At 38.7% G+C, this 26582-nt stretch carries 24 protein-coding genes, 1 tRNA gene, 3 pseudogenes and 1 riboswitch; of the genes and pseudogenes, 15 read left to right on the top strand and 13 right to left on the bottom strand.

All coding sequences use genetic code 11. The features are described 5' to 3' along the window. Positions 1–332 precede the first annotated feature (332 nt). Both JCM19043_RS06765 and JCM19043_RS06760 read right to left on the bottom strand, forming a co-directional pair. A complete protein-coding gene (locus JCM19043_RS06765) occupies positions 333–770 on the bottom strand; it encodes a PilZ domain-containing protein (RefSeq protein ID WP_062321134.1) in 438 nt (145 codons plus the stop codon). Positions 771–944: 174 nt separating this feature from the next. After that, on the bottom strand, positions 945–2975 hold the full coding sequence (locus tag JCM19043_RS06760; protein WP_062321132.1) for a FapA family protein: 2031 nt from the start codon (positions 2973–2975) through the stop codon (positions 945–947). A 71-nt stretch (positions 2976–3046) separates the two neighbouring features. Beyond that, a riboswitch (cyclic di-GMP riboswitch) is annotated at positions 3047–3132 on the bottom strand. Between the two features lie 351 nt (positions 3133–3483). On the opposite strand from JCM19043_RS06760, the pseudogene JCM19043_RS06755 reads away from it, so the two are divergent. From JCM19043_RS06755 to JCM19043_RS06745, 3 genes and pseudogenes are all read left to right on the top strand, one after another. After that, positions 3484–5759 (top strand): annotated as a pseudogene (locus tag JCM19043_RS06755) (ribonucleoside-diphosphate reductase subunit alpha). Positions 5760–5770: 11 nt separating this feature from the next. Then, entirely contained in the window at positions 5771–6814 is a 1044-nt protein-coding gene (locus JCM19043_RS06750; RefSeq protein ID WP_062321130.1) for a ribonucleotide-diphosphate reductase subunit beta, read from the top strand. Between the two features lie 9 nt (positions 6815–6823). Continuing rightward, positions 6824–7249 (top strand): flavodoxin domain-containing protein, encoded by a 426-nt coding sequence (locus JCM19043_RS06745; protein ID WP_062321129.1) that lies wholly within the window; start codon positions 6824–6826, stop codon positions 7247–7249. A gap of 109 nt (positions 7250–7358) precedes the next feature. On the opposite strand, the pseudogene JCM19043_RS06740 reads toward JCM19043_RS06745, so the two are convergent. Next, a pseudogene (locus JCM19043_RS06740) lies at positions 7359–9079 on the bottom strand (ABC transporter ATP-binding protein). Positions 9080–9304: 225 nt separating this feature from the next. Between JCM19043_RS06740 and sppA the strand changes: the two are divergent. Together sppA and JCM19043_RS06730 are read left to right on the top strand one after the other, a co-directional pair. Next, positions 9305–10321, top strand: coding sequence for a signal peptide peptidase SppA (sppA, locus tag JCM19043_RS06735; protein WP_062321127.1), 1017 nt, complete (start codon positions 9305–9307; stop codon positions 10319–10321). A gap of 1 nt (position 10322) precedes the next feature. Continuing rightward, complete coding sequence (locus tag JCM19043_RS06730; RefSeq protein ID WP_062321125.1) at positions 10323–10805, top strand: RDD family protein; 483 nt, start codon at positions 10323–10325, stop codon at positions 10803–10805. Between the two features lie 153 nt (positions 10806–10958). On the opposite strand, the gene JCM19043_RS06725 is transcribed toward JCM19043_RS06730, so the two are convergent. Continuing rightward, positions 10959–11031, bottom strand: a tRNA-Ala gene (locus JCM19043_RS06725). A 175-nt stretch (positions 11032–11206) separates the two neighbouring features. Here JCM19043_RS06725 and JCM19043_RS06720 point away from each other — a divergent pair. From JCM19043_RS06720 to JCM19043_RS06700, 5 genes are all read left to right on the top strand, one after another. Beyond that, positions 11207–11479, top strand: coding sequence for an autorepressor SdpR family transcription factor (locus JCM19043_RS06720; protein ID WP_062321123.1), 273 nt, complete (start codon positions 11207–11209; stop codon positions 11477–11479). Next, positions 11472–12122, top strand: a complete 651-nt coding sequence (locus JCM19043_RS06715; RefSeq protein ID WP_062321120.1) for an SdpI family protein — start codon at positions 11472–11474, stop codon at positions 12120–12122. The genes JCM19043_RS06720 and JCM19043_RS06715 overlap by 8 nt, the downstream gene beginning before the upstream one ends. Further along, positions 12115–12324 (top strand): PLD nuclease N-terminal domain-containing protein, encoded by a 210-nt coding sequence (locus JCM19043_RS06710; protein WP_231631428.1) that lies wholly within the window; start codon positions 12115–12117, stop codon positions 12322–12324. The genes JCM19043_RS06715 and JCM19043_RS06710 overlap by 8 nt, the downstream gene beginning before the upstream one ends. Before the next feature lie 3 nt (positions 12325–12327). Then, a complete protein-coding gene (locus tag JCM19043_RS06705) occupies positions 12328–13251 on the top strand; it encodes an ABC transporter ATP-binding protein (protein ID WP_062321116.1) in 924 nt (307 codons plus the stop codon). A 137-nt stretch (positions 13252–13388) separates the two neighbouring features. Further along, entirely contained in the window at positions 13389–14000 is a 612-nt protein-coding gene (locus tag JCM19043_RS06700) for an ABC transporter permease (RefSeq protein WP_156321354.1), read from the top strand. A gap of 93 nt (positions 14001–14093) precedes the next feature. On the opposite strand, the gene JCM19043_RS06695 is transcribed toward JCM19043_RS06700, so the two are convergent. Further along, positions 14094–14942 (bottom strand): dimethylarginine dimethylaminohydrolase family protein, encoded by an 849-nt coding sequence (locus tag JCM19043_RS06695; RefSeq protein WP_062321112.1) that lies wholly within the window; start codon positions 14940–14942, stop codon positions 14094–14096. 261 nt (positions 14943–15203) lie between these two features. Then, positions 15204–17321, bottom strand: a complete 2118-nt coding sequence (locus JCM19043_RS06690; RefSeq protein ID WP_062321110.1) for an ATP-dependent Clp protease ATP-binding subunit — start codon at positions 17319–17321, stop codon at positions 15204–15206. A 260-nt stretch (positions 17322–17581) separates the two neighbouring features. On the opposite strand from JCM19043_RS06690, the pseudogene JCM19043_RS06685 reads away from it, so the two are divergent. The 3 genes and pseudogenes from JCM19043_RS06685 to JCM19043_RS06680 all read left to right on the top strand — a co-directional run bounded on the left by JCM19043_RS06685 (position 17582) and on the right by JCM19043_RS06680 (position 21214). Further along, positions 17582–18756: pseudogene (locus JCM19043_RS06685) on the top strand (hypothetical protein). After that, complete coding sequence (locus JCM19043_RS18735) at positions 18672–19130, top strand: hypothetical protein (RefSeq protein ID WP_369813795.1); 459 nt, start codon at positions 18672–18674, stop codon at positions 19128–19130. The pseudogene JCM19043_RS06685 and the gene JCM19043_RS18735 overlap by 85 nt, the downstream one beginning before the upstream one ends. 5 nt (positions 19131–19135) lie before the next feature. Next, a complete protein-coding gene (locus JCM19043_RS06680) occupies positions 19136–21214 on the top strand; it encodes an RNA degradosome polyphosphate kinase (RefSeq protein WP_062321109.1) in 2079 nt (692 codons plus the stop codon). 59 nt (positions 21215–21273) lie between these two features. On the opposite strand, the gene JCM19043_RS06675 is transcribed toward JCM19043_RS06680, so the two are convergent. The 5 genes from JCM19043_RS06675 to JCM19043_RS16765 form a co-directional block, all read right to left on the bottom strand. Further along, complete coding sequence (locus JCM19043_RS06675; RefSeq protein WP_082394456.1) at positions 21274–22074, bottom strand: polysaccharide deacetylase family protein; 801 nt, start codon at positions 22072–22074, stop codon at positions 21274–21276. A gap of 69 nt (positions 22075–22143) precedes the next feature. Then, complete coding sequence (locus JCM19043_RS16335; protein ID WP_143103165.1) at positions 22144–22311, bottom strand: FeoB-associated Cys-rich membrane protein; 168 nt, start codon at positions 22309–22311, stop codon at positions 22144–22146. A gap of 26 nt (positions 22312–22337) precedes the next feature. Then, on the bottom strand, positions 22338–24329 hold the full coding sequence (feoB, locus tag JCM19043_RS06670) for a ferrous iron transport protein B (protein WP_062321107.1): 1992 nt from the start codon (positions 24327–24329) through the stop codon (positions 22338–22340). Continuing rightward, positions 24326–24556 carry a FeoA family protein gene (locus tag JCM19043_RS06665; protein ID WP_062321105.1) on the bottom strand — a complete coding sequence of 77 codons (231 nt, stop codon included), beginning with the start codon at positions 24554–24556 and terminating at the stop codon, positions 24326–24328. Before JCM19043_RS06665 ends, feoB begins: the two co-directional genes overlap by 4 nt. Positions 24557–24783: 227 nt before the next feature. Next, positions 24784–24933, bottom strand: a complete 150-nt coding sequence (locus JCM19043_RS16765; RefSeq protein ID WP_177220695.1) for an SE1561 family protein — start codon at positions 24931–24933, stop codon at positions 24784–24786. A 107-nt stretch (positions 24934–25040) separates the two neighbouring features. On the opposite strand from JCM19043_RS16765, the gene JCM19043_RS17430 reads away from it, so the two are divergent. After that, a complete protein-coding gene (locus JCM19043_RS17430; RefSeq protein ID WP_062321103.1) occupies positions 25041–25478 on the top strand; it encodes a mechanosensitive ion channel domain-containing protein in 438 nt (145 codons plus the stop codon). Next, the gene (locus JCM19043_RS17425) at positions 25388–25906 is read left to right on the top strand and encodes a mechanosensitive ion channel family protein (protein ID WP_062321101.1); all 519 of its coding nucleotides are present in this window, start codon (positions 25388–25390) and stop codon (positions 25904–25906) included. The genes JCM19043_RS17430 and JCM19043_RS17425 overlap by 91 nt, the downstream gene beginning before the upstream one ends. Before the next feature lie 23 nt (positions 25907–25929). Here the strand turns inward: JCM19043_RS17425 and JCM19043_RS06650 are convergent, their stop codons facing one another. Both JCM19043_RS06650 and JCM19043_RS06645 read right to left on the bottom strand, forming a co-directional pair. After that, positions 25930–26340 carry a hypothetical protein gene (locus tag JCM19043_RS06650; RefSeq protein WP_197274761.1) on the bottom strand — a complete coding sequence of 137 codons (411 nt, stop codon included), beginning with the start codon at positions 26338–26340 and terminating at the stop codon, positions 25930–25932. A gap of 4 nt (positions 26341–26344) precedes the next feature. Beyond that, positions 26345–26557 carry a YfkD family protein gene (locus JCM19043_RS06645; RefSeq protein WP_156321353.1) on the bottom strand — a complete coding sequence of 71 codons (213 nt, stop codon included), beginning with the start codon at positions 26555–26557 and terminating at the stop codon, positions 26345–26347. Positions 26558–26582 lie beyond the last annotated feature (25 nt).

Below are 26582 nucleotides of genomic sequence, written 5' to 3'. Positions count from 1 at the left end.
TTTAAACGCTTACAATTCCTTAAAAAGTAAGTTTATCGAGTAAACAAACCACACCTTTCTATTAATATCGGCAAAGAATGAAAACTCTTAATAGCATTTTACTAATATTTTTAAAAATGTTGAGCCAATAGATGGATAGTTTTTTAAAAACGCACATAATTACCATACATAAAGAAAAAAACTAGTTTTATTAACCTAGTTTTTTGTTAGTGATAGTTTAAAATGTTACTTTGTCAGTATAACCCTTACATGTCGCTAAATGAATGCCTCTCTTTTAAAGTAGTTTCATTTATAGGTGTCGGGTCTTGATTCGTTTCTTTATTTGGTGGTCTTTATTCTTCTTTTTCCTTCCATTCAGGTTGCTTTAACTCTTCTGTTTTTTCTAAAATGTTTGCCTTAGCATGGGCTTTTTTACTGAGGGATTTGACTCCTTCAATAATTTGTTGTTCACGCTTCGGGTCCTCAATGCCTTCAAGTCCATAACGAACACCATCTGACTCATTTTTCTTCCAAGCAATTTGACCTAGCATCTCAATCGTTTCACCATCTAATTCAAACGTGACTTCTATATAAAACTCCTTGTTTGATGTCGGGATATCTAGCTTTGTTCTAAATTGCATCCCTTTAGGACTAAGATCAATAATCTTTAACCTACCTGGGTCTGTCCGAGTAACTTTGTCTTCATCTTCATGGTTTAAAATTATCACAAACTTTCCATCTATCGGTTCATTAAATAAATATCTAAATGGTTCTTTTCTTTTGTAACGCATCATATAACCTGCTTTCCCTTGTGGAAATTCTCACATTTTCTTATCTCTATATTATATCGGTTGTTTTAATGATGAGTTAAATGAAACTTCCCTTCTTTATTTAAAGAAGCTTCTATAAATTCTTGATCTTCTTCAAATGTATGGGTCCATCCCCCTACTTTAATGACCGTTCCTTCAAACACTTTTTTTAATCCGAATTTTACCTTCTTCCGATGTTTTAATTAATGTCCTGACTCCCATCTGACCACCGACCTCGTATAAGTCGCAACCTTTCTTCGCAAATAGTTCGCCGCCTCGCACAATACCTCTAACAGTGACAAACCCTTCGGCTTTTATCGTTGAGTTGATGCAAGACCGACCGAGCACCATAATATCACCAGCAGAAACCAATCGACTATTCAAGGCATTTTTAAGGAATAGATTCGCTTCTTCATTGTTTTGCATCGCACTTAAATCGATGAGGTTTTTCATCTGATCAAGCAAACGTTTAAACGTATCCATCGATACATCAATCTGGGGAATACGGAAAAAGATTTTTTTAAGTGATTCATTCACTTCTTCCCATTCTTCTTCTATTAGATATTTCTTTTCATTGGCGACTAATTGATTAAAGTATTGAATGTCTTTCGACAATGTTTTAAACCGCTTCTCTTTGACTAACAAGATTAAGGAAGTGATACTCGCATGTTTATATGGGCTATTTTTAAACTTAGGTGATTGAATAATTTGATCGATCATTTGTTGCATATCCAATAATTTATGATATAAGCCACTTAATACGTGCTGTAACGTGAGGTCGACATGACTCCCAGAGGCAATATCTGACCGATTCGCATTCCCACCTATGTGAATGGACTGCAGAGCACGAATGGTTGCCCCATTGACTGTCTGATGAATCGTCACATGCCCACCTGATTGGATTTGCATCCCTTCGGTCACATCTCCTTTTACTTCAACGTCACCACGGAAGATAATGTTACCAGAACTTAAATCAACATCCCCGTCATGTACCATCTGTGGCAACACTTTCGTTTTAACAAGTGGTCCCCGCCTTTCAATAAACGGTCGGCCATTCTCATTTGCCACAATCCTGTTATCTAACTTAATCGTACCTTTTTGCGTGACGACTTTTAATTCACGAGCAAGTCTAGGTGGCATATCTTCCCCTCTAACTGATATGCCACTTTTTCCCTTAATAGCCGGATGGATAATCGCAAGGACTTGTCCTTTTTCAACGTTTGGTATCTTTTTTCTTTCACGATAGTCAATCGCAGATAAGTCACTATTATCTTTAGAATCATTTTCTGGTCGTGTTTTTATCTTTTCTTCTAATCTACCATCTATCCCGTCAACCGGCGCCTCCCCTTTAGCAATGACAAACAGACCACCTTGTTTACTACTAAGCGCAGATTCAATCGCCTGTTCATCAATACCGTATATGACTCCTCGCTCTGTTAAGGCCGCTAAAATATCCGATGAGGTAATCGTTTGTTTTACGACAATATCCTCCACCGTTTCAATAGTAACCTGATAGCCCGGTGTTGTATCTTTTAATTTCAATTGGCGTTCAATCCCTGGTTTAATACGTAATTCTGCTTTCAACTTATCATCTGTTTCAACAATTTTCCATTCTGTTGGTTCTGACGCCTCTTCAAAAAAGAAGGTAACCTCATCTTTTTCCTTCACAAAAATAAACGTATCTTCAATCGTTTCGCCATTCTTTTTAACAAGTAAACCTTTTTCAAGTTTTAGTGACGGTTGATGTTCCTCGCTATCTTTTACGAAGAGTTGACCATCTTTTACCCATACCTTACCGCTTAATGATTGGTGATGTTCATAATGTATGGCATCTGATGCTTCTGAAATCGTTTGACTTATATCGTCTTTGTCATTCTTTTCGTGTATATCTTCTTCAATGGATGATGCTTGATTTAAATAATCAAGAAAATCATCGAGACCCATGCCATCAATCGATGTATGAGTTTCCGGCATTGTTCCTTTAATCGATGGATTTGGTGATGTTACGGTTGTATCTAGTTGATACGTCAGCTTGACTGTTGCATCTTTGTTACCTATACCTAAGAGACCTCTTTTTTCTATTTGTAGTACTTCGATCTCAACTTGTGTACGGTCTAACTGTAAGGCTTCAAGTCCCAAATGTATCGCTTCTTTCACAGTCCTGCCTTTTGATATAAACGTCGTCATCCTTTGCCCCTCTTTTCTTTCTCAACCGGCCTCTCTCTATAAATAATCATGTGTAATAATCCTGATTATCTCTGTGCAACCCGGCGATCAATAGTATGTCTACTTTAGACCCGTAGCTTTGCGTCCTTAGCTTTCGCTAAGTTTGCCCAATTATCTTGTGATTTTTTTAAGGTCACGACTAGAAATCAGTCAAACTCTATCTTTTTAACTAACTTCTTATCGTTCTTTTGTCACATATTCCTGAATACACACACGTTTTACGTCTCTTTAACATCATTGTATATCTTTCTGCCCGCGATATCTACTAGATAAACAGAGAAAGTTATACATGCTTTATTTTCTAAACAAAAAAGTATAAATAATTCTTCGTGCTTATAGACATGTATAACTTTTAACGATACAATACAAGATGTAGCGTTTTTTTTATAAATCATACACTATATATAGTGTATGATGCTTTAAACCTAACAATTTGGTATCGTCAAGCAAATAAGAAAGGAAGATAACTATGACCATTACGATGGATAAACTTCAACAAGAACTTACATACTTAGAAGCGCAATACAAGCTTAATCTCGATCAACTCAACCAAAAAATTGAAGAGGCAATAAAAGAAAACAAAGATGAAAATGAAACAGCGCTCTTTTACGCCCTCAATCGTATTGATATTGATGCACCAAACTGGTCCTTTATTGCGAGTCACTTTTTAAACAAGCAACTTTACAAAGAAGCCGGTCGTAACAGACAGCATAATGATTTTACAACGTATCCTGACTTTTATCAGCTGATCGTCACACTCACAGATAAAGGCATTTATTCTGACGCCTTACTTACGCATTATTCAAAAGCTGATATCGCTGATTTAAGTCAGTCAATCGATCCAGTGAAAGACCAATTATTTAATTATATTGGGCTCTTTCTGTTGCAGGATCGCTACCTTGCTAGAAATCATAAAAAAGAATTATTTGAATTACCTCAAGAACGGTTCATGGTGATTGCCATGACACTGATGCAACATGAACCAAAAGCTAAGCGCCTCGAACTTGTTAAAGAAGCTTACTGGGCACTTTCTAACCTTTACATGACTGTCGCAACACCTACCTTATCAAATGCCGGTAAAAGTTACGGGCAACTTTCTAGTTGTTTTATTGATACGGTCGACGATTCCTTGGACGGGATTTATATGAACAATTGGGATGTGGCACGTCTTAGTAAAGACGGCGGTGGCATTGGTGTTTATTACGGAAAAGTTAGAGCCCTTGGTTCGGATATTAAAAAGTTCAAAGGCCATTCTAGCGGTGTGATTCCTTGGATTAAATTATTAAATGATACAGCTGTCAGCGTCGATCAACTCGGACAACGTCAAGGCGCGGTGAGTATCTATTTAGATGTATTCCACAAAGATATTATGAACGGCTTTTTAGATTTAAAAACGAATAATGGGGATGAACGCCGGAAAGCTCATGATATTTTCACTGGCGTCAGCATTCCTGACTTATTTATGGAACAGTTAGAAAAAACAGATGAGGCGGGGCGTAGTATTGGCAAGTGGCATACGTTTTGTCCACATGAAGTCAAACAAGTGATGGGATGGAAAGATGAAACGGGACGAGCACTCGGCTTAGAAGATTTCTATGATGAGACAGACAAGCGTTACTTTACCGAAAAGTATGAAGAAGCCGTCAATCATCCTCTCTTATCACGTAAGACGTACCGAGCGATGGATATTATGGCGCGAATCATGATGGCACAACTTGAAACAGGCACACCTTATATGTTTTATCGTGATGAAGTGAACCGTAAAAATGCGAATAAACATGTCCATGGACGCGGTCGAACAAGTATTTTTGCCAGTAATTTATGTACGGAAATTACGCAAAACATGTCGGCCACAATGATTGTGAAAGAGTATATCGATGATGAAGGTAATAGCGTCATCGTGAGAAAACCTGGAGAATTCGTTGTCTGTAACCTCTCATCCATTAACCTTGCTCGAGCCGTGACAGATGATGTATTAACGCGTCTTATTCCGATTCAAGTGCGGATGCTTGATAATGTGATTGACTTAAATACCATCACTGTTGCACAAGCTAACTTGACGAATCAAACTTACCGGGCGATTGGACTTGGCACTTACGGTTGGCATCATTTACTCGCCTTAAAAAATATTTACTGGGAATCAGACGAAGCGAGCAACTATGCAGATGAGCTCTATGAAGAGATTAGCTATTTAACTTTGCAAGCATCTATGACACTCGCTAAAGAAAAGTCACCTTACGATAAGTTTAAAGGCTCTGAGTTTGACAATGGTCGTTACTTCAAAGACCGCCATTACGAAAGTGACCGCTGGCATCAGTTACAGCAAGCTATCCAAACGCATGGTTTGAGAAATGGTTATTTGATGGCGGTTGCTCCTAACAGTTCAACAGCCAAAATTGGTGGATCCACGATGGGATTGATCCGATCTATGCGCTCATGTACGCAGAAGAAAAGAAAAATTTTAAATTTAAAGTCACTGTCCCAGATTTAACACCTAAGACATATCCGTATTATTTAAAAGCACGACATGAGCTTGATCAAATAAAGAGTATTGAACAAAATGCTAAAAGGCAACGTCATATCGATCAAGCGATTAGTTTTAATCTCTATGTTCGTCATGATATTAAAGCAAAAGAATTACTTGACTTACACTTAGCAAGCTACCATAACAAATTAAAAACAACGTATTACGTACGATCAACGTCACAAGCAGAAATTAATGAATGTGTCGCTTGCCATAGCTAGGAGGAAAATCTATGTTAGAACAACCATTAAAAAAGATACCGTTACTGAATCCAAGTCACCCAAATAAATCAACTGGGATTATTAACGGTCAATCGTCTGGCATTCTTAATTGGAATGACTTACGCTACCCACAAATGTACGACTTATATCAAACATTGTTATCAAACTTTTGGAAAGCGCATGAGATTAATATGCAAGATGATGTTAAGGCATGGGATAAGTTATCTGACGTAGAAAAAGACGTCTTCTTACGTATTAATACACAGCTCGCTGCCTTAGATAGTTTACAAACGCCGACGATGTCAGAAGTGATGAACTATGTCACCGACTCAAGTTTTAAAGCGATTTTTGCGGTGATTAGTCAGCAAGAAGCGGTGCATAATGAATCGTATTCTTACATCTTAAGTTCACTCATCCCAACAGATGAACAAAATGTACGATTTAATGAAGCGAAGAGTGATCCCATCGTGAATAAGCGCAATCAGTTCATCTTAGATTATTACCAACAATTCAAAGATGATCCGACACCACTCAATTTATTTAAATTAGCGATCAGTTCGATTAATTTAGAAGGTATTTACTTTTACAGCGGTTTTGCGTTCTTTTATCATTTGGCCACGCACCAAAAGATGCTGAAAACAAGTACGATGATTTCTTACATTCAGCGCGATGAGATGCAGCACGCCTATTTCATTTCTCAGTTTGTAAGAATCTTACTATCAGAACAACCTGAGTTAAACACAGGAGCCAACATTCAATTTATCTATGACACGATTAAACAAGCCGTAGAACTTGAGAAAGAATGGGCGTCAGTCATTTTAAAAGATATTGAAGGGATTGATCTTGACGAATTCCATCTTTATCTTGAATATTTAGCGAATAAACGCTTCAGACAACTTGGTTTAGACAATGGTTATCCCGAACGTGACAACCCGATGCCATGGATTCATGTGTTTAGCGATGAGATGATGAATGAAACGAAGTCTGACTTCTTTGAACAAAAGTCACGCACGTACACAAAAGTGTCCTCATCTAACGGATTCGACGAATTGTAGGTGACATGAATGCACGCTTGTCTTATTTATACCTCCATCACCGGCAACACAAAAGCGGTGATGGAGATGATTTATAATGCTTTAAATCAATCTGACATTACGCCACAGCTTACTCACGTACGTGATTTAGATTTTGAGACGTTACAACACTATGACTACATCATTGTAGGAACGTATACGTTTGGAAATGGTGATATTCCTAGAGAAATGATGCCGCTGTATGAGTATCTTTCTCAAACTAACTTAAGATACGTAAGAAGTGCGATCGTTGGAACAGGCGATCGCTTCTATCCCTACTTTTGCGGCGCTGTTGATCGTTTCGTTGAACCAATGCAGCAACAGACTGATTTACGCGTGACCTTAAAAGTTGAACTCTACCCTGAACAAAAGGATCGAGACAAGATTCCACGATTGATTGCGTCCTTAACCAGGTAATATCGGGTAGCAAACGTCATGACGTCAAAAGACAGTTATCCTATAGAACGAAAACAACGACCAGCCGCATCATGACGGTTGGTCGTTGTTCATTCTATCTTTCATTTACCTAGTCATTCGATAAACCAAATTGCGCCGCATACAACTCACTGTACGCGCCTTTTTTAGCTAATAATTCCTCATGTGAACCAGTTTCTTTGATTCCTTCTTCTGTGACAACAACAATTTTATCCGCATCCTTAATTGTTGCTAGACGGTGAGCAATCACGAGCGTTGTCCGTCCTTTTGATAACCGGTTAAGAGCTTCTTGAATTTTCATTTCCGTTTCAGTATCGAGTGCTGACGTTGCTTCATCAAGTATTAGAATCGCCGGATTTTTTAGAAACATCCGCGCGATTGATAAGCGTTGTTTTTGTCCACCCGATAGCTTCACCCCGCGTTCGCCAATTACGGTATCTAGCCTCGGGGTTGGTTTAAGACAAATGTATCGAGCCGTGCTTGTTTGGCGGCTGCTAGTATTTCCTCATCTGTCGCGTCAAGCTTACCATAGGCGATATTTTCTCTAACGGTACCCGAGAATAAAAAGACATCTTGTTGAACAACGCCGATACTTTCACGTAAATAACGTTGTTTCACATCACGAATATCAACGCCACCAACGGTAATCGATCCATTAGTCACTTCATAAAACCGGGGCAGTAAGTTACATAACGTTGTCTTCCCTGCACCTGTGGGACCAACGAAGGCAACGGTTTCTCCTTGTTTAATCGTTAAATTAATCCCTGCGAGCACGTCTTGGTCTTTTGTATAACCGAAGCTCACGTCGTGATATACAATATCGCCTGCGACGTATGCCTCACGTGCCCCCGCGCGGTCTTTTATCGTTGGCTCCGTATCAAGGACATCGGTATAACGTTTGAATCCGGCAAATCCTTTCGGATAGCTTTCAATCACCGCATTAATCTTTTGAATCGGACCAATTAAGATATTGGTCAGTAAGATGAACGCCACAAATTCTCCGTGCGATAAAGACGTATCAATCACAAAATAAGACCCGAACATTAACGTCGACAACGTAATGAGTCGCATCAGTAAATAGTTAACCGTCACATTTTGTGCCATAATTTTATAGGATGATAACTTCGTTGCCCGGTAATCCAAATTATTTTCTTGGAATTTATCCGATTCATATGATTCATTAGCAAACGCCTTTACGACACGGATCCCACCAATACTGTCTTCTACTCTAGCGTTGATATTGGCAACGTCTTGAAACATGCGGCGAAATGTTTTAGTCATCTTTTTGTTGAAGTGAATCGCAAAAACAACGATCAATGGCACAACAGTAAAAATAATCAAAGCTAATTCTACATCGATCGTTAACATGATCCATAACGAGCCAATTAACGTCATCACAGCGACAAACACATCTTCCGGACCGTGGTGAGCGACTTCGCCAATCTCCTCTAGATCTTTCGTTAACCGCGAAATAGAGTGCCCTGTTTTCGCATTATCAAAGTACCCAAACGATAACGACTGAAGATGCTCAAATAATTTTCGTCGCATCGTTGTCTCGATATTAATGCCTAACATATGCCCCCAGTATGTCACGACAAAATGTAGCAACGTGTTTAATAAATAAATCATTAGTAACACAAAAGCTGCTAGCATGATAATCGTAAAATCTTCGCTCGGCAGTAGTTCATCGATAATATAATTCACCGCAAGTGGAAAGGCGAGTTCAAGTAACCCCACCAACACAGCGGCTGTAAAATCCAGCATAAATAAACCTTTATACGGTTTATAATAACTAAAAAATCGTCTTAGCATCCCTTAAGTCCTCCTCTTTATGTAGCGTATCTCGTCATACGTTTCTCTTATTACTCCGTGTCTTTTTTAAAACAAAGGCGCACCAATCATTCAATGTCTGATTATATCATAAGTTGAACGATGACAATGACTTATATGACTGAAGATAACTTTAAGAAAAGTTTACACAGATTGTAAGTTTTTGTTATACTTATCTATGTGAGAAAACGAAAAAGGAGGATTTATATGACGAATAAACGTTGGGTGGCGATTGGATTATCAATCATTGTATTGATTGTTTCACTTATTTTACCCGCTGTTGCTTCTGTTTTTATGGCTGATGAGGAAGATGAGGATAAAGCGACAGATTTCTTCACCGCACTGATCGACGATGCTCAAGCAGAAACAGTTATCAGAGATGGCGATGCTTTTAATCGGATTGCTTTAATTGACGTTCAAGGTGAAATGATTAATCAACAAGTCTCACCGTTTGCACAAGGGGGCTATAATCATGCCTTGATCCTTGATCAACTTGAACAAATTAAAACCGATGAGACCGTGAAGGCTATACTACTACGTGTCAATACACCTGGTGGGGGTGTGTATGAAAGCGCAGAACTGACCGATAAAATTAAAGAAGTAAAAGAGGCCCGTGACATTCCAGTCTATACCGTCATGGAAAGTATGGCCGCAAGTGGTGGTTATTACATATCGGCGCAATCAGAAAAAATCTTCGCAACACAAGAGACCTTAACCGGTTCAATCGGTGTTATTATGCAAGGTTTTAATGTTTCTGGTTTACTTGATAAACTCGGCATTGAAGATACGACCATTAAAAGTGGTGATTTAAAAGACTTAGGATCTGCCACCCGTCCGAATACAGACGAAGAAATTGCTGTCTTACAAGAGATTGTTGACGGAATGTATGAGCGCTTTGTTAGTGAAATTATAGACGGGCGCAATATGTCACGCGAGCGCGTGCTCGACTTAGCTGACGGACGGATTTATAGCGGGGCACAGGCTAAAACACTTGGACTCATTGATGAACTCGGTTACTTCGATGACGCTTTAGCGACACTTGAAAGTGACTTTGAATTGTCTGGCGCTGAAGTCTTTCAATATGATGGAACATCTTTAAATATGTTCGATCAGTTTTTCTTATCAATGAAAAATCTTTTACCACAAGCGGAATCAACACCACTAGATTCCATTGGACAGACAGAAGAAGCTCCAACCTTTAAGTATCTCTACAGGGGGCTGTAATATGATTAGACGATTTAATGATTATCCCGATTACTTTTATGCTGGATTTTTCATTCGGTTGTTCGCCTTTACTGTAGACATGATCATGATTCAATCACTGTCTCGGTTATTGTTATTCTATTTGAATGAGAGTCTATTAAAAACCGTTCTGTCACTCTTTATTTACTTACTCTACTTCATTTGTATGACTAAATTCACCAATGGACAAACGCTCGGTAAAATGATTTTCGGTATTCGCGTGATTGCCATTAATGAAGAAACATTAAGTTGGACAACCGTCCTTGTACGCGAAGGATTTGGCCGTTACTTACAAAAAGTGCTTTGGATTATGTATAGCCTGACGATTTTCACGCGTTACAAACAACATGTCGTGGATCTCTTGACAGATACATCGGTTGTAACAGAAAATTACCTTAGACTACTTGAATCACCTCTTGATCAATCTGAAAAAGAAACGGTAGCCCAACCAACACCTATGTTGTAGGCTAAATGAATAGATTAAGCACATAAAAAAGCATGCTTTTAGCGATAAGCATGCTTTTTTATTGATTATTAAATGATGGCAGTCACTGCCTTATTGAACTGTTCTATTTATAGCCAAAAAGAAATATACTAAAGAAAAACAAATGAGAATAAGTGGAGCATAGCGGGATCGAACCGCTGACCTCTTGTCTGCCAGACAAGCGCTCTCCCAGCTGAGCTAATGCCCCTTAATCTGTCTATTACGTATTATACAAACTTTATTATCTTTTGACAAGGTAAAATTATTTCCCAGGACATTATTTTATCACTTTTTTTATGATGCTCTATTATATATTGACTTTCAACCATTTATATTTTATTATTTAGTTAATTACTTAAATACTTAATTAAGGAGGCCACATCATGAAAGAGGCATTTAAAGCCCTCGCCGACCCAACACGGAGGAAAATCCTTGATTTATTAAAGGCGAAAGACCTTACGGCTGGGGAGATTGCCGATCAATTTGAGATGTCAAAACCGAGCATTTCACAACACTTAAAAATTTTAAAAGCTGCTAACTTAATTGAAGATGAGAAACAAGGCCAATATATTTACTACCATTTAAACACGACCGTCTTTCAAGAATTAATCAGTTGGGCGATGTCTTTTACAAAAGGAGATGATACAGATGCGTAAACACTTACCCTTTATTTTTTTATTAAGCGCCACCCTCATCATGTGGATCATTGCTTTTCCGCGTTTACCTGATGAGATTCCGATGCAGTGGGGACCTGATGGCAGCGTTAACTGGACCGCACCAAAACTATTAGGGATGTTGATGAATGTTGGGATTTTACTTGTGATTTACCCGATTCTTGTCCTCAGTCCGAAGTTAGATCCAAAACGCAAAGGCTATTTATACACATCAAAAGCTTATTGGATTATTATTTATGCTACCCTCGGTCTGTTAGTCTTTGTGAATGCTTTTGTTATTTTTCAAAGTCTCGGTTATGACTTAAACATTGAAATAGTCATTCCCATCCTGATCGGTATTTTATTTATCATTATCGGTAACTATATGCAGACCGTTAAAGCCAACTGGTTTATGGGCATTCGTACGCCTTGGACACTTTCCAGTGAAACTGTCTGGCGAAAAACACACCGATTAGGTTCAAAATTATTTATGGTCTGTGGTGTGTTATTTTTCCTTATTCCCTTCTTACCTGTTGATTTAATGATTTATGTGATTGTGATCCCAGCAATATTAGCTGGACTCATTCCAACCATCTATTCTTATGTACTCTATCGCCATGAACAAGAGGAGGATTCTCATGAATGATTTACCTGTTAATATCGTATTATTACTGTTGCCCCTTATTGTGTTACAGTTTATTTTAACTATTGTTGCGGTGATGAGTTGGTATAAAGCCGACCAAGACATGCGCTTAAACGGTAATAGATGGCTCTGGTTGTTTGTTATTTTAATTATCACTACGATTGGTCCAATTTTATTTTTTATCTTCGGAAGGAGACAAGATTAACCAATGATTCATATCAAAGCACTCCAGAAAAAATTTCAGAACACTGTCGCCGTTTCATCCATTGACCTTCAACTAGAGGAAGGCCAAACGATTGCTTTACTCGGTCCTAATGGCGCGGGTAAAACAACGACCTTCCGCATGCTGGCAGGACTGATTAAACCAACATCAGGTTCCATTCAATTTGATCAAGTCGCACCGAGTATGGATCACCGTCATTATATTGGTTATTTACCACAATACCCTCAGTTTCACGGTTGGATGACAGGGTTTGAGTTCCTTATTTTAATGGGTGAACTGAGTGGTATGTCAAAAGCGGAGGCCAAAGAGCGCGCCGAGCTATTATTAACAAGAACAGGCCTTGACGAAGCAAAACATAAACGAATCAGTGGTTATTCTGGCGGGATGAAACAACGCCTTGGCATTGCTCAAGCGATGATCCATCAACCAAAATTATTGATTCTTGATGAACCTGTCTCATCACTTGACCCTGTTGGAAGACGCGACGTCTTAAACTTGTTAAAAACGTTAAAAAATGAAACAACCATTCTGTTTTCCACGCATATTTTATCGGATGCGGAAGAGATCAGTGATTATTTAGTCGTGATGAATAAAGGGCGTGTCGTTGAACAAGGGCATGTTCATGACTTAGAGAAGAAATATCAAAAACAAGTGATTAAACTTGCCGTGGGCGAACAACCGGATCACTTCATTCAAACACTTGAAACTTTACCTTATGTCAAACAAACGCGACAAGAAGGGCAACATATTTATCTTGAAACGACAGATATGGACGCAACACGTGCGTCTTTATTGTCGCTGATTATAGATAAACATCTTGAGTTGACTCATTTTTCTATCGACAAAACAACACTTGAAGAAATGTTTTTGGAGGTGATTGGATTTGAAGCTTCTTCTGACCATGATTAAAAAAGAGTTACTCATGCATAAACGTAATAATAGTCTCATCTGGTTCCTATTGTCTTTATTCTCTTAGCGATCATGGACCTATCACCACTTACTTCTTACCTGTCATTTTAGAAAATGTTGGTGGAATGCCTGAAGGTATGGCTTTCGAAATACCTGCTGTTCCAGCCAGTGAAGCGTTTGGCCTCAGCTTATCTGAACTGAGTATGTTTGGTGTACTCATTACGATTTTACTAACCGCTTCATCGATCAGCCAAGAACGTCAAACAGGCGTCAGTGAACTATTATTAGTGAAGCCAATCAATGCTTCACATTATATTGGTAGTAAGGCCCTGGCTAAAATGGTTGTGTTTACCGGTGCACTGATCATCAGCTTATTATTTAGTTGGTATTACGTCAGCATTTTGTTTGGCTCTTTATCTGTTATCTATATGATGCTAGCGATAATTTTTTATAGCTGTTGGTTCATCTTTGTCATTAGCCTAACACTCACGTATGCAGCTGTGATTCGCCAACAGTATATGATTGTCGGTGCCACGATTCTTACACTAGCAGCAGGATCGATTATTAATGGGATCTTCCATCATAAAATCCCTTGGTTTTATAACAATTTATCCTCGCTGATTGTAAAGATGCTACAAACGGGAGCCGTATCAACCAATCTCTTATTAAATATTGGATTGCTGCTGGCTACAAGTATTGCCCTCCTTTTACTGAGCTTCAAGTTATTTGACCAAAAAGAACGATTATAATGACTAAAAAACCTGTCTCCTTACATGACTCAACATGTAAAGGGGACAGGCATTTTTCATTTGTCTTGATTTATATAATTGAAATACATTCATTTAATCCTTCACTCTTACAACAGGTAAAGTACAACATCTAAAAGACCCACCAGATTTAATAATCTCATCAAAGGCCACTTCAATGACGTGATAGCCTCTGTCAGCTAGTTGTTTATTCACCGCTTCATTATTAGGTAAACTAATCACTTTTTTATGACCAACCGATAAGACATTCGTACCAAGCGTAAACTGCTCATCAGCTGAGACGTCGATTAAGTTGTAACGTTTTTCTAATAGTGAAACAGCTTCTTCTGTTAGACCTTGGCGATAAATAAGCGCATCCGTTCCGCTAACAATATTAAAGGTGCAATCTAAATGTAAAATATCCCCCGCTAATGATAGTGGATAAATATCATAGTCCGGTAACTGTTGTTTAAGTATATCAATCGCATCATGAGTCGTTCGTTCACTGACGCCAATATAAATGTTTTTCCCATCTATTAAGACATCGCCACCTTCAATCGATGGGCCGGTTAATGGGTGAAACGGTGTGTCATCTTTGTTTAATACATCTGTGAGTATATCCGTCTCTTGTTTACGAATATCACTCGCCATATTAGCAATAAACAAGGTTTGACCTAACGTAAACCCGATATCTCGGGTAAACACCTGTTCATTTAGATGGTCTTTCACCGGAAGGTGATCCACTTCAATCCCTTCTCTTTTTAATACACTCACAAACGCTTGATGTTGATCTGTGGCGACTTTTGTATCTATATTGTCTGATAAAAAATGTTTTTGTGTTTCGTTAATCACTTCTGTGATTGCCATATAAGTAGGTTCCGCCACGATGACGCGGGTTAACCTGTCATATTCCGAATGACATACGGTAGCTTTCTTTGCTGTCATTTGTGTCTCTCCCCTTCAGCTTACTTTTTCACTATTATACCAGATTTTTTCACAAACAAAACTGACAGAACCGTTGTCAAATATAGCTTTATCCAATAACGTTTATCTTTATTCACAAAACAACATGTTTTTCTGATATTACCCACTAAAACGATGGATTTATTGAATAAATATTCAGATAATTTTTCTTCAAAAAAATATCATACGCCCGAGTAAAGAGCGTATGATATTACTTATTTGATGTTTCATTTAGCTTTAGTCCTATTCAGACACCTTTGTTACAACAATCTTATCATCGATGACATCTGCTTTTAAAGCCATGATGTCTGGTTCTTCTAGTAAGACATCGGTAATCCCGTCTTCAAGAGTTTCTTGAATAGCGCGTCGAAGTGGCCGTGCACCAAATTGACGATCATAGCCGATATCAGCTAAATGTTTTTTCACTTTCTCGGTTACTTCAAGTCTATATCCTTGTTCTTTTAGATTCTCTTCTAATTCATTCAGCATCAAGTCTACAATCTTGATTAAGTGCTCTTCTTCTAATTGATTAAAGGTAATAATCGCATCGAAACGGTTTAAGAATTCTGGTTTAAAGTAATCCTTGAGCTGATCAAGTGTTGAGATCGCATCGGTTTCTGTTTTATTAAAGCCAACGTGTAATTCCTTTACGGCACTTCCCGCATTACTTGTCATAATAATGACGGTATCCTTAAAGTTGACCACTCGACCGTGACTATCCGTTAAACGACCATCTTCCATAATTTGCAGAAACATATGCTGGACATCTGGGTGGGCTTTTTCAATCTCATCCAGTAAAATGACGCTGTATGGCTGACGGCGAACTTTCTCTGTAAGTTGTCCTGCCTCTTCATGACCAACATAACCTGGCGGTGACCCGATTATTTTTGAAACGGCATGCTTTTCCATATACTCACTCATATCAAGACGAATCAGCGCGTCTTGATGGCCAAATATTTCTTCTGCGAGTACTTTTGTTAACTCTGTTTTACCGACACCCGTAGGCCCAACAAATAAGAATGACCCAATCGGACGGTGTTTTGATTTTAGACCAGCACGGCTACGACGAATGGCTTTAGCGACTTTATCGACTGCCACTTCTTGACCAATGACTTTCTTTTCAAGATGGCGTTTTAAATCTTTCATCTTTTGTTGGTCATCCGCTTGCATTTTTCTCACAGGTACGCCTGTTTTTTCTTCAATAAGCAGTTGAATGGCTTCTGTCGTCACGTCAATCGAGGGTACACCTTCGTGCGTCGCTAGCTTTTTCTCAAGCTGTAACTCTTTATGTCGCAAATGCGCAGCGGTTTCATAATCCTCTTTTTCAGCTGCCTTTTGTTTCTCCTCAGCAAGGTATTTCAATTCGTCTTCAATCGTTGATTGATCTGACTCAGACAAGGTTAAGTTTAACCGTGCACCTGCTTCATCAATTAAGTCAATCGCTTTATCTGGTAAGAACCGGTCTTGGATGTAACGTTTGGATAAACGCACCGCTTGTTCAATGACCTCATCACTATAAGTAACATGGTGATAACTTTCATAACGCTCCTTAATTCCTTGTAAAATTTGAATCGCTTCTTGTTCTGTTGGTTCCTTCACCATAATCGGTTGAAAGCGACGTTCAAGAGCTTGATCTTTTTCAATTTGTCGATATTCTTTTAACGTTGTGGCGCCAATAAGTTGGAGTTCTCCTCTAGCAAGTGCTGGTTTTAAGATATTACCCGCATCCATTTGAGATCCTTCAGCTGTACCAGCACCCACGAGTAAGTGAATTTCATCAACGAATAAAATGACATTTTGTCGATCCTGGAGTTCACTAATCAGACCTTTCATTCGTTCTTCGAATTGTCCACGGACACCTGTATTGGCGACAAGTGACGCAACGTCGAGTAAATATACCTGTCTATCTTTTAATTTCTTCGGGACGTTACCCTGTGCAATTTTTAAGGCTAATCCTTCCGCAATCGCCGTTTTACCTACACCAGGTTCACCAATTAATACTGGGTTATTTTTATTACGTCGATTCAACGTTTCAATCACGCGTGTCACTTCTTGATCTCGTCCAATAACAGGATCAATGAGACCTTGTTTCGCATGATCGGTTAGATTACGACCAAGCTGATCAAGTAGGCCATCATGGTGATTCGGCGTTTCTGTTTTCACATGTGATTGACGTTTTGTGAAGCCAGATTGTTCTTCAAATGCCGAACCAGATTGTCCGAAGAAGTTAGATGGCTGGAGAGATTCATTGCGGATTTCTTTAAAGCATGTGTCACAGACATGAAGTTGTTCAGTGTGACCATTTATACGTAGGGTCACATTAACATTTGCGGGACGGACTTGACATTTTTGACATTTCATTTTTTCGTTCCTCCTTAGTTCAATCGTATTAATAACGGAAGGTCACTAACGTTTGACTATCTTTGACCTTTCCTGATTATAGTATACTTTGACCTTCTTTGACTTTCAAGTGTTTTGATTCATTTTTTTAATAGACATGTTTATTATGTGTTTGAAAACACCCCAACACGCTAACTTTCTCACCCTTTTGTAGGGTTAAATATGTCGATATTGTGGTATATATACGTATTAGAGCTTACTATTTAAAAGGCGGGATTAAGATGACTTCTATAAAAGATAATTATTATGCGCTCATTGATATTGGTTCGAACACGATGCGCCTGGTTATTTATTTACCGAATGAAGCGGGACGATTTCGTGAAGTCGAAAATGTTAAAGCGGTCGCACGATTAAGAAATCATTTAACGGCGGACGGTTACTTATCGGATGAGGGGCAAACAATCCTCATCGATACATTAAAAGAGTTTGAAGATGTGTTGAAAATATATCCACTGAAACATTTCACGGTCGTTGCGACCGCCACTGTGAGACAAGCTAACAATAAAGCTACGCTCGTTCAAGCAGTGAAAGATCAACTCGGTTGGGACATGCAGATACTTTCAGAGGAAGAAGAAGCTTTTTATGGGTATTTAGCCATTGTCAATTCAACATCTCTCACGGAAGGGGTCACTGTTGATATGGGTGGGGTTCAACTGAGGTGACTTACTTTAAAGACCGGAAACTGATTCATGCGCACAGTTTCTCTTTTGGTACATTAAGTTTACGTCACTTGTACGATGAGAATGTATCAGAAGCAGATAATTTACACACGGTAAAGAGTTATGTTAAAAAAGCCTTCAGCACCTTGAGTTGGTTAGAAGACTTATCCGTGCCCATTATAGCGATTGGTGGGAGTGCGAGAAACGTGGCCCAAATCGATCAAATCGATAAAGATTATCCGATGGCAGGGCTCCATCAGTATCCCATGCTACTGAAAGATTTACATCGGATTAAAGATCATTTACTTAGCCTTTCTAATGAGAAACGAATGAAAGTGGAAGGCTTATCAAAAGATCGAGCGGATATTATCCTACCAGCCATTATGACGTTTGTCACCCTTTATAAACATACCCATGCCGACAGATTTGTCTTAAGTCAAAAAGGATTGCGAGACGGCATTAACTATGAACTGCTCTTTCATAAACAAGAGGAACCTTATTCACCCAATGTGTTAGAAGATAGTTTTCAAGAATTAATCTCAGATTTTGACTTAGATGTGAAACAAGCGTTCCAAGTCCAACATTTAACCCGTGAAATTTTGACTCGCTCGTTCAACATAAAATTAAAGGGCTCACAAAAAAAGATTGGACGTTGCTCAGGCGAGCAAGTTATGTCTTTAACATGGGCGACTACATTGATCATGAGTCAAGCGCCCAGCATACGTTTTACTTATTAAGTAATCGTACGATTGACGGGCTGAGCCATCGCGAAAAACTTGACTTGGCACTTGTCGCCTCGTTTAAAAATAAAACAGTCTTTAAACAGTTTGTCCGCCCTTATAAAAGTTGGTTAACGAAAACCGAACGCAAAAAACTGATGTTACTTGGGGCTTTACTTAAATTTACTTACTGCCTAGATGGAACCAAACGACATGTCATTCATAATATCGACGTTAACGTTAAAAAGAAAAAGATTCTTTTGACCTTAGCTTATACAAAAAATGCCGCTCCTGAAATTTATCAAGCGGAAAAACAAAAGAAACATCTTGAAAAAGCCTTAAAGCGACCCGTAGATTTAACCTTTGTTAAGGATACAAAAGACAAGGAGTGACAATCATGACTGACACGATCACCATAGATGCACCTGAGCACTTCAACAATCGAGAAATTAGTTGGCTACGGTTTAATAAACGGGTGTTAGAAGAAGCAATGGATGAACAAAATCCTCTACTAGAGCGTTTGCGCTTTATCGGTATCTTCTCAAATAACCTTGATGAATTTTTTATGGTTCGGGTGGCAGGATTAAAAGATCAATTTAGAGCTGGATTTAATCGACCCGATAATAAATCCGGCTTAACAGCATTACAACAACTTGAGGCCATTACAAAAGAAGCGCATCCGCTTGTCCAAACGCAACAAGATTATTATCATGTGTTAAAACAACAGCTAGCTGAAGAAAATATTCATATTGGTTCGATTGATAAGCTATCAAAAAAAGAATTAAAGTGGCTAGAACAGCATTTTGAACAGGTCATTTATCCTGTGCTCACACCGTTAGCGATTGATGCTTATCGACCGTTTCCGTTACTACAAAATTTATCATTAAATATTGCCGTCACACTGCATCATCCTGATGAGACAGATAAAAAATTAACCGCCATCGTTCAAGTACCCGCCTTGTTAGATCGCTTTGTTAAAATTAAAAATAAGCACCACTATCTCTTATTAGAAGATGTGATTCGCTACTATATCGATCGCTTATTTACTGGCTACAAGGTGGAGGATACGATTTGTTTTAGAATTACACGTAATGCCGATATGAATATCCACGAAGAGGGCTCAAGAGATTTACTGAAAGAAATTGAGAAGGAATTAAAGAAACGTCGCTGGGGAGTAGCGGTGCGCTTAGAAATCATGGGCGAAAAAGGCGCCCATAATCAGCACTTAATTAACTTTTTAAAATATGTCCTAGAAGTTTCAAATGATGACCTTTACTATCATGGCGGTCCACTTGATTTCACATTTTTATTAAATGTCTATTCACAATTAAAACAGACATTTGAACATTTAGTCTTTCAAACCCTCATCCCCCAACCACCAAAAGAGGTTGAGCCGTTAGTCAATATTTTTGATCAATTACGACGAAAAGATATTATGTTGCATCACCCCTACGAATCATTTGAAGTGATTGTCGATATGATTGAACAAGCCGCACTTGATCCTCAAGTGCTTGCGATTAAACAAACACTCTACCGTGTCAGCGGGGACTCGCCCATTGTGAATAGTTTAAAGCTTGCGGCTGAAAACGGGAAACAAGTGACGGTGCTCGTGGAATTAAAAGCACGCTTTGATGAAGAAAAGAATGTGCAGTGGGCAAAAGCATTAGAAAAGGCCGGTTGTCACGTCATTTATGGTATTACCGGATTAAAAACGCATAGTAAAATTACGCTGATCGTCAGAAAAGAATCGGATCGGATTGAACGATTCGTTCACTTAAGTACAGGAAATTATAATGATCAAACCGCCAAATTTTATACCGATTTATCTATTTTAACGTCACGACGCGAGTTTGGGATTGACGCGACATTGTTTTTTAATTTCTTGAGCGGCTATACATTTAAACCAACCTTCCACCACTTGTCGATGGCACCTTATCACATTCAACATGACTTTATCGACTACATCGAACAAGAAATACGCTATCACGAACAGCATCATGATGGACATATCGTCGCAAAGATGAATGCGTTAACCGATAAACCTCTTATATTAAAATTATACGAAGCATCAAATAAAGGGGTGAAAATCGACTTGATTGTGCGTGGTATTTGTTGTTTAAAACCAGGGATAAAAGGGGTGAGCGAAAACATTACCGTGACCAGTATTGTCGGTCGTTTTTTAGAACATAGTCGTATTTATTATTTCCACCATCATGGGGAAGAAAAAGTCTTCTTGGCTTCATGTGATATGATGACACGTAATATGGTCAAACGGATCGAATTACTTTTCCCTGTGCTAGACCGGCGTCATAAAAAACGCGTGATGGATGTATTAACAGTACAACTGGCTGATAACCAGAAAGCACGTTTTCAATTACCGAATGGTTGTTACGAATATAAACATCAACCAAGTGACCAAGCAATTTCAAGCCAGCTATCCCTCTTTGACTTAGCCTATCAATCATCCATTCATTAAGACATGATTAATTGAATGAAGCCCGTTAATCACAATTAAAGTGACGAACGGGCTTTTCATTACCAAAATATCGTATGAGCTTTTTCCTTAAAAACAAGTTCATCTAACGTACCAAAACGATACCCTTGTTGTTTAGCTTCATGGATAATGGCACGTAGTGCCAGAAGATTATCCTCTGATACCGCATGCATCAAGATGACTGCTCCTGGATGGAGTTGATTCATGACTTGATTATAAGGATACTCATAACCTACCTCTTGGTCTTCATGCCAATCAACATAAGCGATTGACCAAAACATTTGACGGTAACCTAAATCACTCGTCCATGATAACGTCTGTTCATTGAAAATACCCTTAGGTGGACGCATATACATCATTGTCACATCTGGAATCAATAACTGAATCGCTTTTTCTAAAGACTTAATTTCCTCTTTAAATGACTGTTCTGTTAATGTCGTTAAATCATAGTGATGATACGTGTGGTTTCCTATCAAATGATTTTCCTCAGCCATTCGTTTGACGATATTTGTGGCACTTCGTACGTAATGACCGGTCACAAAAAAACAAGCCGGCACACTTTCTTCCTTTAATACATCTAATATCCCCTCGGTGTAGCCTTTTTCATAACCATGATCAAAGGTAAGATAAATAACCTTTTCTCCTGATCGATCAAGATAATAACCTTCGCCTTGCTCTAGTAACGATTGATAGTGTCCAATCTCTGGTGGCTGATTATTTTCCCCGCGCTTATAACCAAATCCATACGCATAGATTGGCGTATGGAATACAGTCGTCATCAAGGATCCAATCATGAGTAATAGGATACATGTCGTTACTTTAACCCATACATTCTCTGACATAAAAAACACCTCATTTCACCGTTTTTATTAACGTGTGAATGAAGGATGTTTTTTATACATAGATCACTGTTATTTATGATTCTCTAATTGTTTTGACATACATAGCGTTCCCGTTTGTTCGCAATGTTTTTTTAATGGACAGGCAGCGCACTTACTTTGCTTTCTTAAACGGATATGGCGGACAAAAACAAGGCAGGCATAACCAAAAATAACAAACCCAATCAATATATCTAACATACAAACGCCTCCAGAATCTTATTAGATTAAACGAACAGCTGGCCGCCTTGATAAATAATGAAAGATAACACATAAGCTAGTGCTAAAGCGTAGACGACACTAAAGATCGCGAGTCGTTTCGAATGTGTTTCTTTTCCAATCACTGCTACTGTCGCTAAACACGGGACGTAAAGCAAAATAAACACCATGAAACTATAGGCCGATAGTGGACTAAATGCTTGTAATAAGACATCATTTAGTCCCGCTTCAGGTACAGCATAAATAATGGTCACCGTCGATACGACGACTTCTTTTGCGAGAAAACCCGTTAACAAAGCAGCCGCTGCTTGCCACGAACCAAAACCAAGTGGTGAAAGAAGCGGACTGATGATGCCACCAATAAGCGCAAGATAACTATCGTCCATCGGTACACCGATACCATTTGGTCCTGTATAAGTAAGCAACCAAATAAAGACAGATCCCGCAAAAATAAATGTCCCCGCTTTTCTTACAAAACCTTTTCCTTTTTCCCACGTACTGCGCCAAAGTGTCTTTAGTTGCGGCAGGCGATAAGGCGGTAACTCAACAATAAACAAAGACGTGTCTTCTTTATAAAGAGTGCTAGAAAACCATTTGGCGAGGATTAACGCTAAGACAACGCCGAGTACATACAGTGATAAGACAATGAGTGCTTGATGGTTACTAAAAAACGCACTCGCAAAGAGCGCATACACCGGTAACCTTGCTGAACATGACATAAGGGGTGTTAATAAAATCGTTAACGTGCGTTCTTTTGGCTGTTCAATTGTTCGGCACGCCATGACACCAGGCACGTTACACCCAAAGCCTATAATCATAGGAATAAACGATTTTCCGCTTAACCCAGCACTTTGCATCATTCGGTCCATAACCGTTGCCACGCGAGCCATATAACCAGAGTCTTCTAATAACGAAATAAAGAAAAACAATATAAAAATTTGCGGCACAAAGACTAATACACCAAAAACGCCACCGATGATCCCATCTAATACGAGCGCTCGAATAAAGGCCGATGCATCAATCGCATCAAGTATCATGATAACACCAGACGTCAAAGGCCCAGAGAAAAAGGCATCAAGTAAATCCGATAGTGGAAAACCTAGCCAATCAAACGTTAGCATAAACATCACATACAACAAGCCTAAAAAGATAGGTATGCCTAAAAAGCGATTGGTCACGAATCGATCGACCGTCTCAGTTAACGTCGGTTTATTTCTGTCGTTTTCCCTCATAGTCGCTTGCAGCAACTCGACAATATAGTGGTCTCTTACTTGAAACAACTGTCGACTCAAGGTAAGACCTGATATATCCTGTATCTGTGTATTTGCCTCGAACTTAATGCTTTCACAGCGATCAACATTCTCTCTCTGACTCAAATAGTCAATCACTACGGGATTGTCATCTAAATACTGCAGCGCTAACCACCGTTGATTCATTATTTCACTCGGCATAAGTGGTATTAACTTTCCTAACGCTTCTTCAATCACTAACCCATAATCTAATGTGAGTGGTTTTGATTGATGTTGATGTGAGCGTTCTACCGCACGCACCAACTGATCAATGCCTTGTTCCTTTCTAGCAATAATCGGCGTAATAGAGGTGCCTAAATAATCGTTCATTTGACCGATATCAATCTGTTTGCCTCGTTGTTTAGCCACATCCATCATATTTAAACCCACCACAACTGGCTTGCCGTATTCTAACAACTGAACGGTTAATTGAAGTTGACGCTTCAGTTGTGAGGCATCAACAATATTGATCAATACATCACAATCATCTGTTAACAAAAAGCGAGTCACGACCGCTTCATCTTTTGATAATGGATGGAGAGAATAGATCCCTGGTAAATCAATCAATTCACCATTTAAGTATTTAAGTTGACCTACTTTCTTTTCAACGGTCACACCGCTCCAGTTACCTACATATTCATATGAACCGGTCAAAGCATTAAATAACGATGTTTTTCCCGTATTCGGATTACCTATTAATGTGGCCTTCATATTTTACTCACCCGAATGGCTTTTAAATCATTCTGCCGCATACTAATACATTGTCCCCCGCATTCAATCATACACGGGCCACCAAAGGGTAATTTATTTTTCATGCATACTTTGCACGCTTCACTAATGCCTAAATGATGGAGACGCGCTTGAATAAGAGCATGGGTCTCTTTTAAATCCAGAATTTGTGCGGATTCACCTATCTTTAATTCATGTAAATAAAGCATCACGTGCCTCCTCTTAGATGGTAATGAGAATCATTATTAATTACACTCTCATCATATTATGAATGACGGAGGAGGTAAAGCTTTTCTCTTCGTCGTTCACAAAATGTCCATATTCATTCTCGAAAAAGGCAGATAAGCATGCTCGATGTAGAATTGAAAGAATAACCGTCTACTTATAAAAAAATAGTTATCAAAAAAGACAAGCCCTGGGTAAGGCTTGTCTTTTCTCATTTTAATTTCTTTTCCATCGATTCAATCATCTCAATAAGGCGATCAATATCTTCTAGAGAGGTTTCACTCGGTTCGAGCTCATCTAACTGTTGAAGAAAAGCTTCTAGCTGTTGTTTTAGTTGTTGAATTTTTGGATTTTCTGGCATGAAAAAGCTCCTTTATGATATAAGTCTCTCTTATCGTACATAAAAAGCAGTAACCTGTCTAGTATGTTATAATAACTACCGAGAAATAGATAGTTAGGAGGACACATATGTCGATAAAACAAATAAATGAATTACTAGAAGCGATTTTAGAAAATAACATAACCCAATTAATCATTGGTGGTTTAGTCATCTTCTTTATCGCCGTTTTCTTACAACGCGTTGTACGTTCCGTTCTTAGTCGGACGAAGTTAATGGACGGTAAAGAGTCAGACACCGTAATTTCTCTACTACAATCCATTATTAAATATATCGCGGTCATCGGCTTTTTATTGTTTGCCTTAAGCGTCTTTGGTTTAGATGTTGGTGGCATGTTGGCAGGTGCTGGGGTGCTCGGTATTATTATTGGTTTTGGTGCCCAAAGTCTCGTTCAAGACTTACTGGCGGATTCTTTATTGTGTATGAGAAACAACTCCAAAAAGGTGACTGGGTTATTGTCAATGAAGCACATGAAGGTGTCGTTGAAGAAGTTGGTTTTCGCGTATTAAAAATTCGCGACTGGTCAGCGACGATCATCTCAATCAACAATGGCCAAGTCAGAAGCGTTGAAAACTTCAATAAAAATAAGATGCGCGTCATCGAACGTGTAACCGTCAGTTACTACGAAGACCCTTCTCGCGTATTACGTATACTAGAAGAAATTTGTGATGAGCTCAATGACGAATTAAAAGATTATTTAAAGCAGAATGTCTCAGGTCAACCCATTGAACCCTTTACAGTACTTGGTGTGGACTCTATCAATGACCAACATCAAGGGTATCGCTACATTATTTCTGGTTTGGTCGGTGATTTAACTTACTTCGGTAATGCCCGAAGTGTAAGAACGGTTATTGCCAAGCATATGTATAAAAACAACGTTAAGATGCCCCAACAAACGATTCATATCACCGAAACATACAACCGCAATGAGCAGTAAAAGGCTCGTTGTGGTTGTTGTATTTAATTCATTACCTTAAAAGCCCCTTCATCAATCCATGTCGTATCGATTTCTGCCTTCACTATATTTTTAACAATTAAATGCGGTTGATTCTTTTCTATCTTCAGATAGACATCCGCAGTTGTTGTTTGACCAGTAATATTAACGCCTGATATAAATACGCGGGTAGATGAGGTGAACACCATTGTCTCTTGTAATGTCATTGTACGGTCTAATGTCACTTCGTTAGTTAAGTGGTCGAGTTCATCCGGTCGTATATAAATCAATACATCCAGTAGCTCACGTTCTTCCTCGATAGTTATATGCTTCATTTTCTTCAACTCAAGTATATTGTCATCCATTTTAAGAACATCGGCCGTCAGTTCAATAAAGTACGGAACAGGTTGAATGTCATCAATCTGGCATGTCAACAACCATCTACCGAGAAAAATTGAACCTTCTACCTAATGTGTAAAAAGCGGTCGTGTACTGACTTTTATTAAGTGTCTCAATTAATTCTGGATTATCTATAGGCACTTTTAATGTCTCATACCATGACTCTGTCATGTCCGTTGGCATGAGGACTGTATTATTTTGATTAATACTTTTAAAAGGCTCTTCTCCCTTTGTTAGTAAAACAAGAATACTCATGCAACAGAGTATGATACCTAGACAG

This window comes from Halolactibacillus sp. JCM 19043 (genome assembly GCF_001310395.1).
Taxonomy (GTDB): Bacteria; Bacillota; Bacilli; order Bacillales; family Amphibacillaceae; genus Halolactibacillus; species Halolactibacillus miurensis.
Note: the sequence above shows the minus strand (reverse complement) of the source record. Positions and strands in the feature narration are given on the sequence as shown.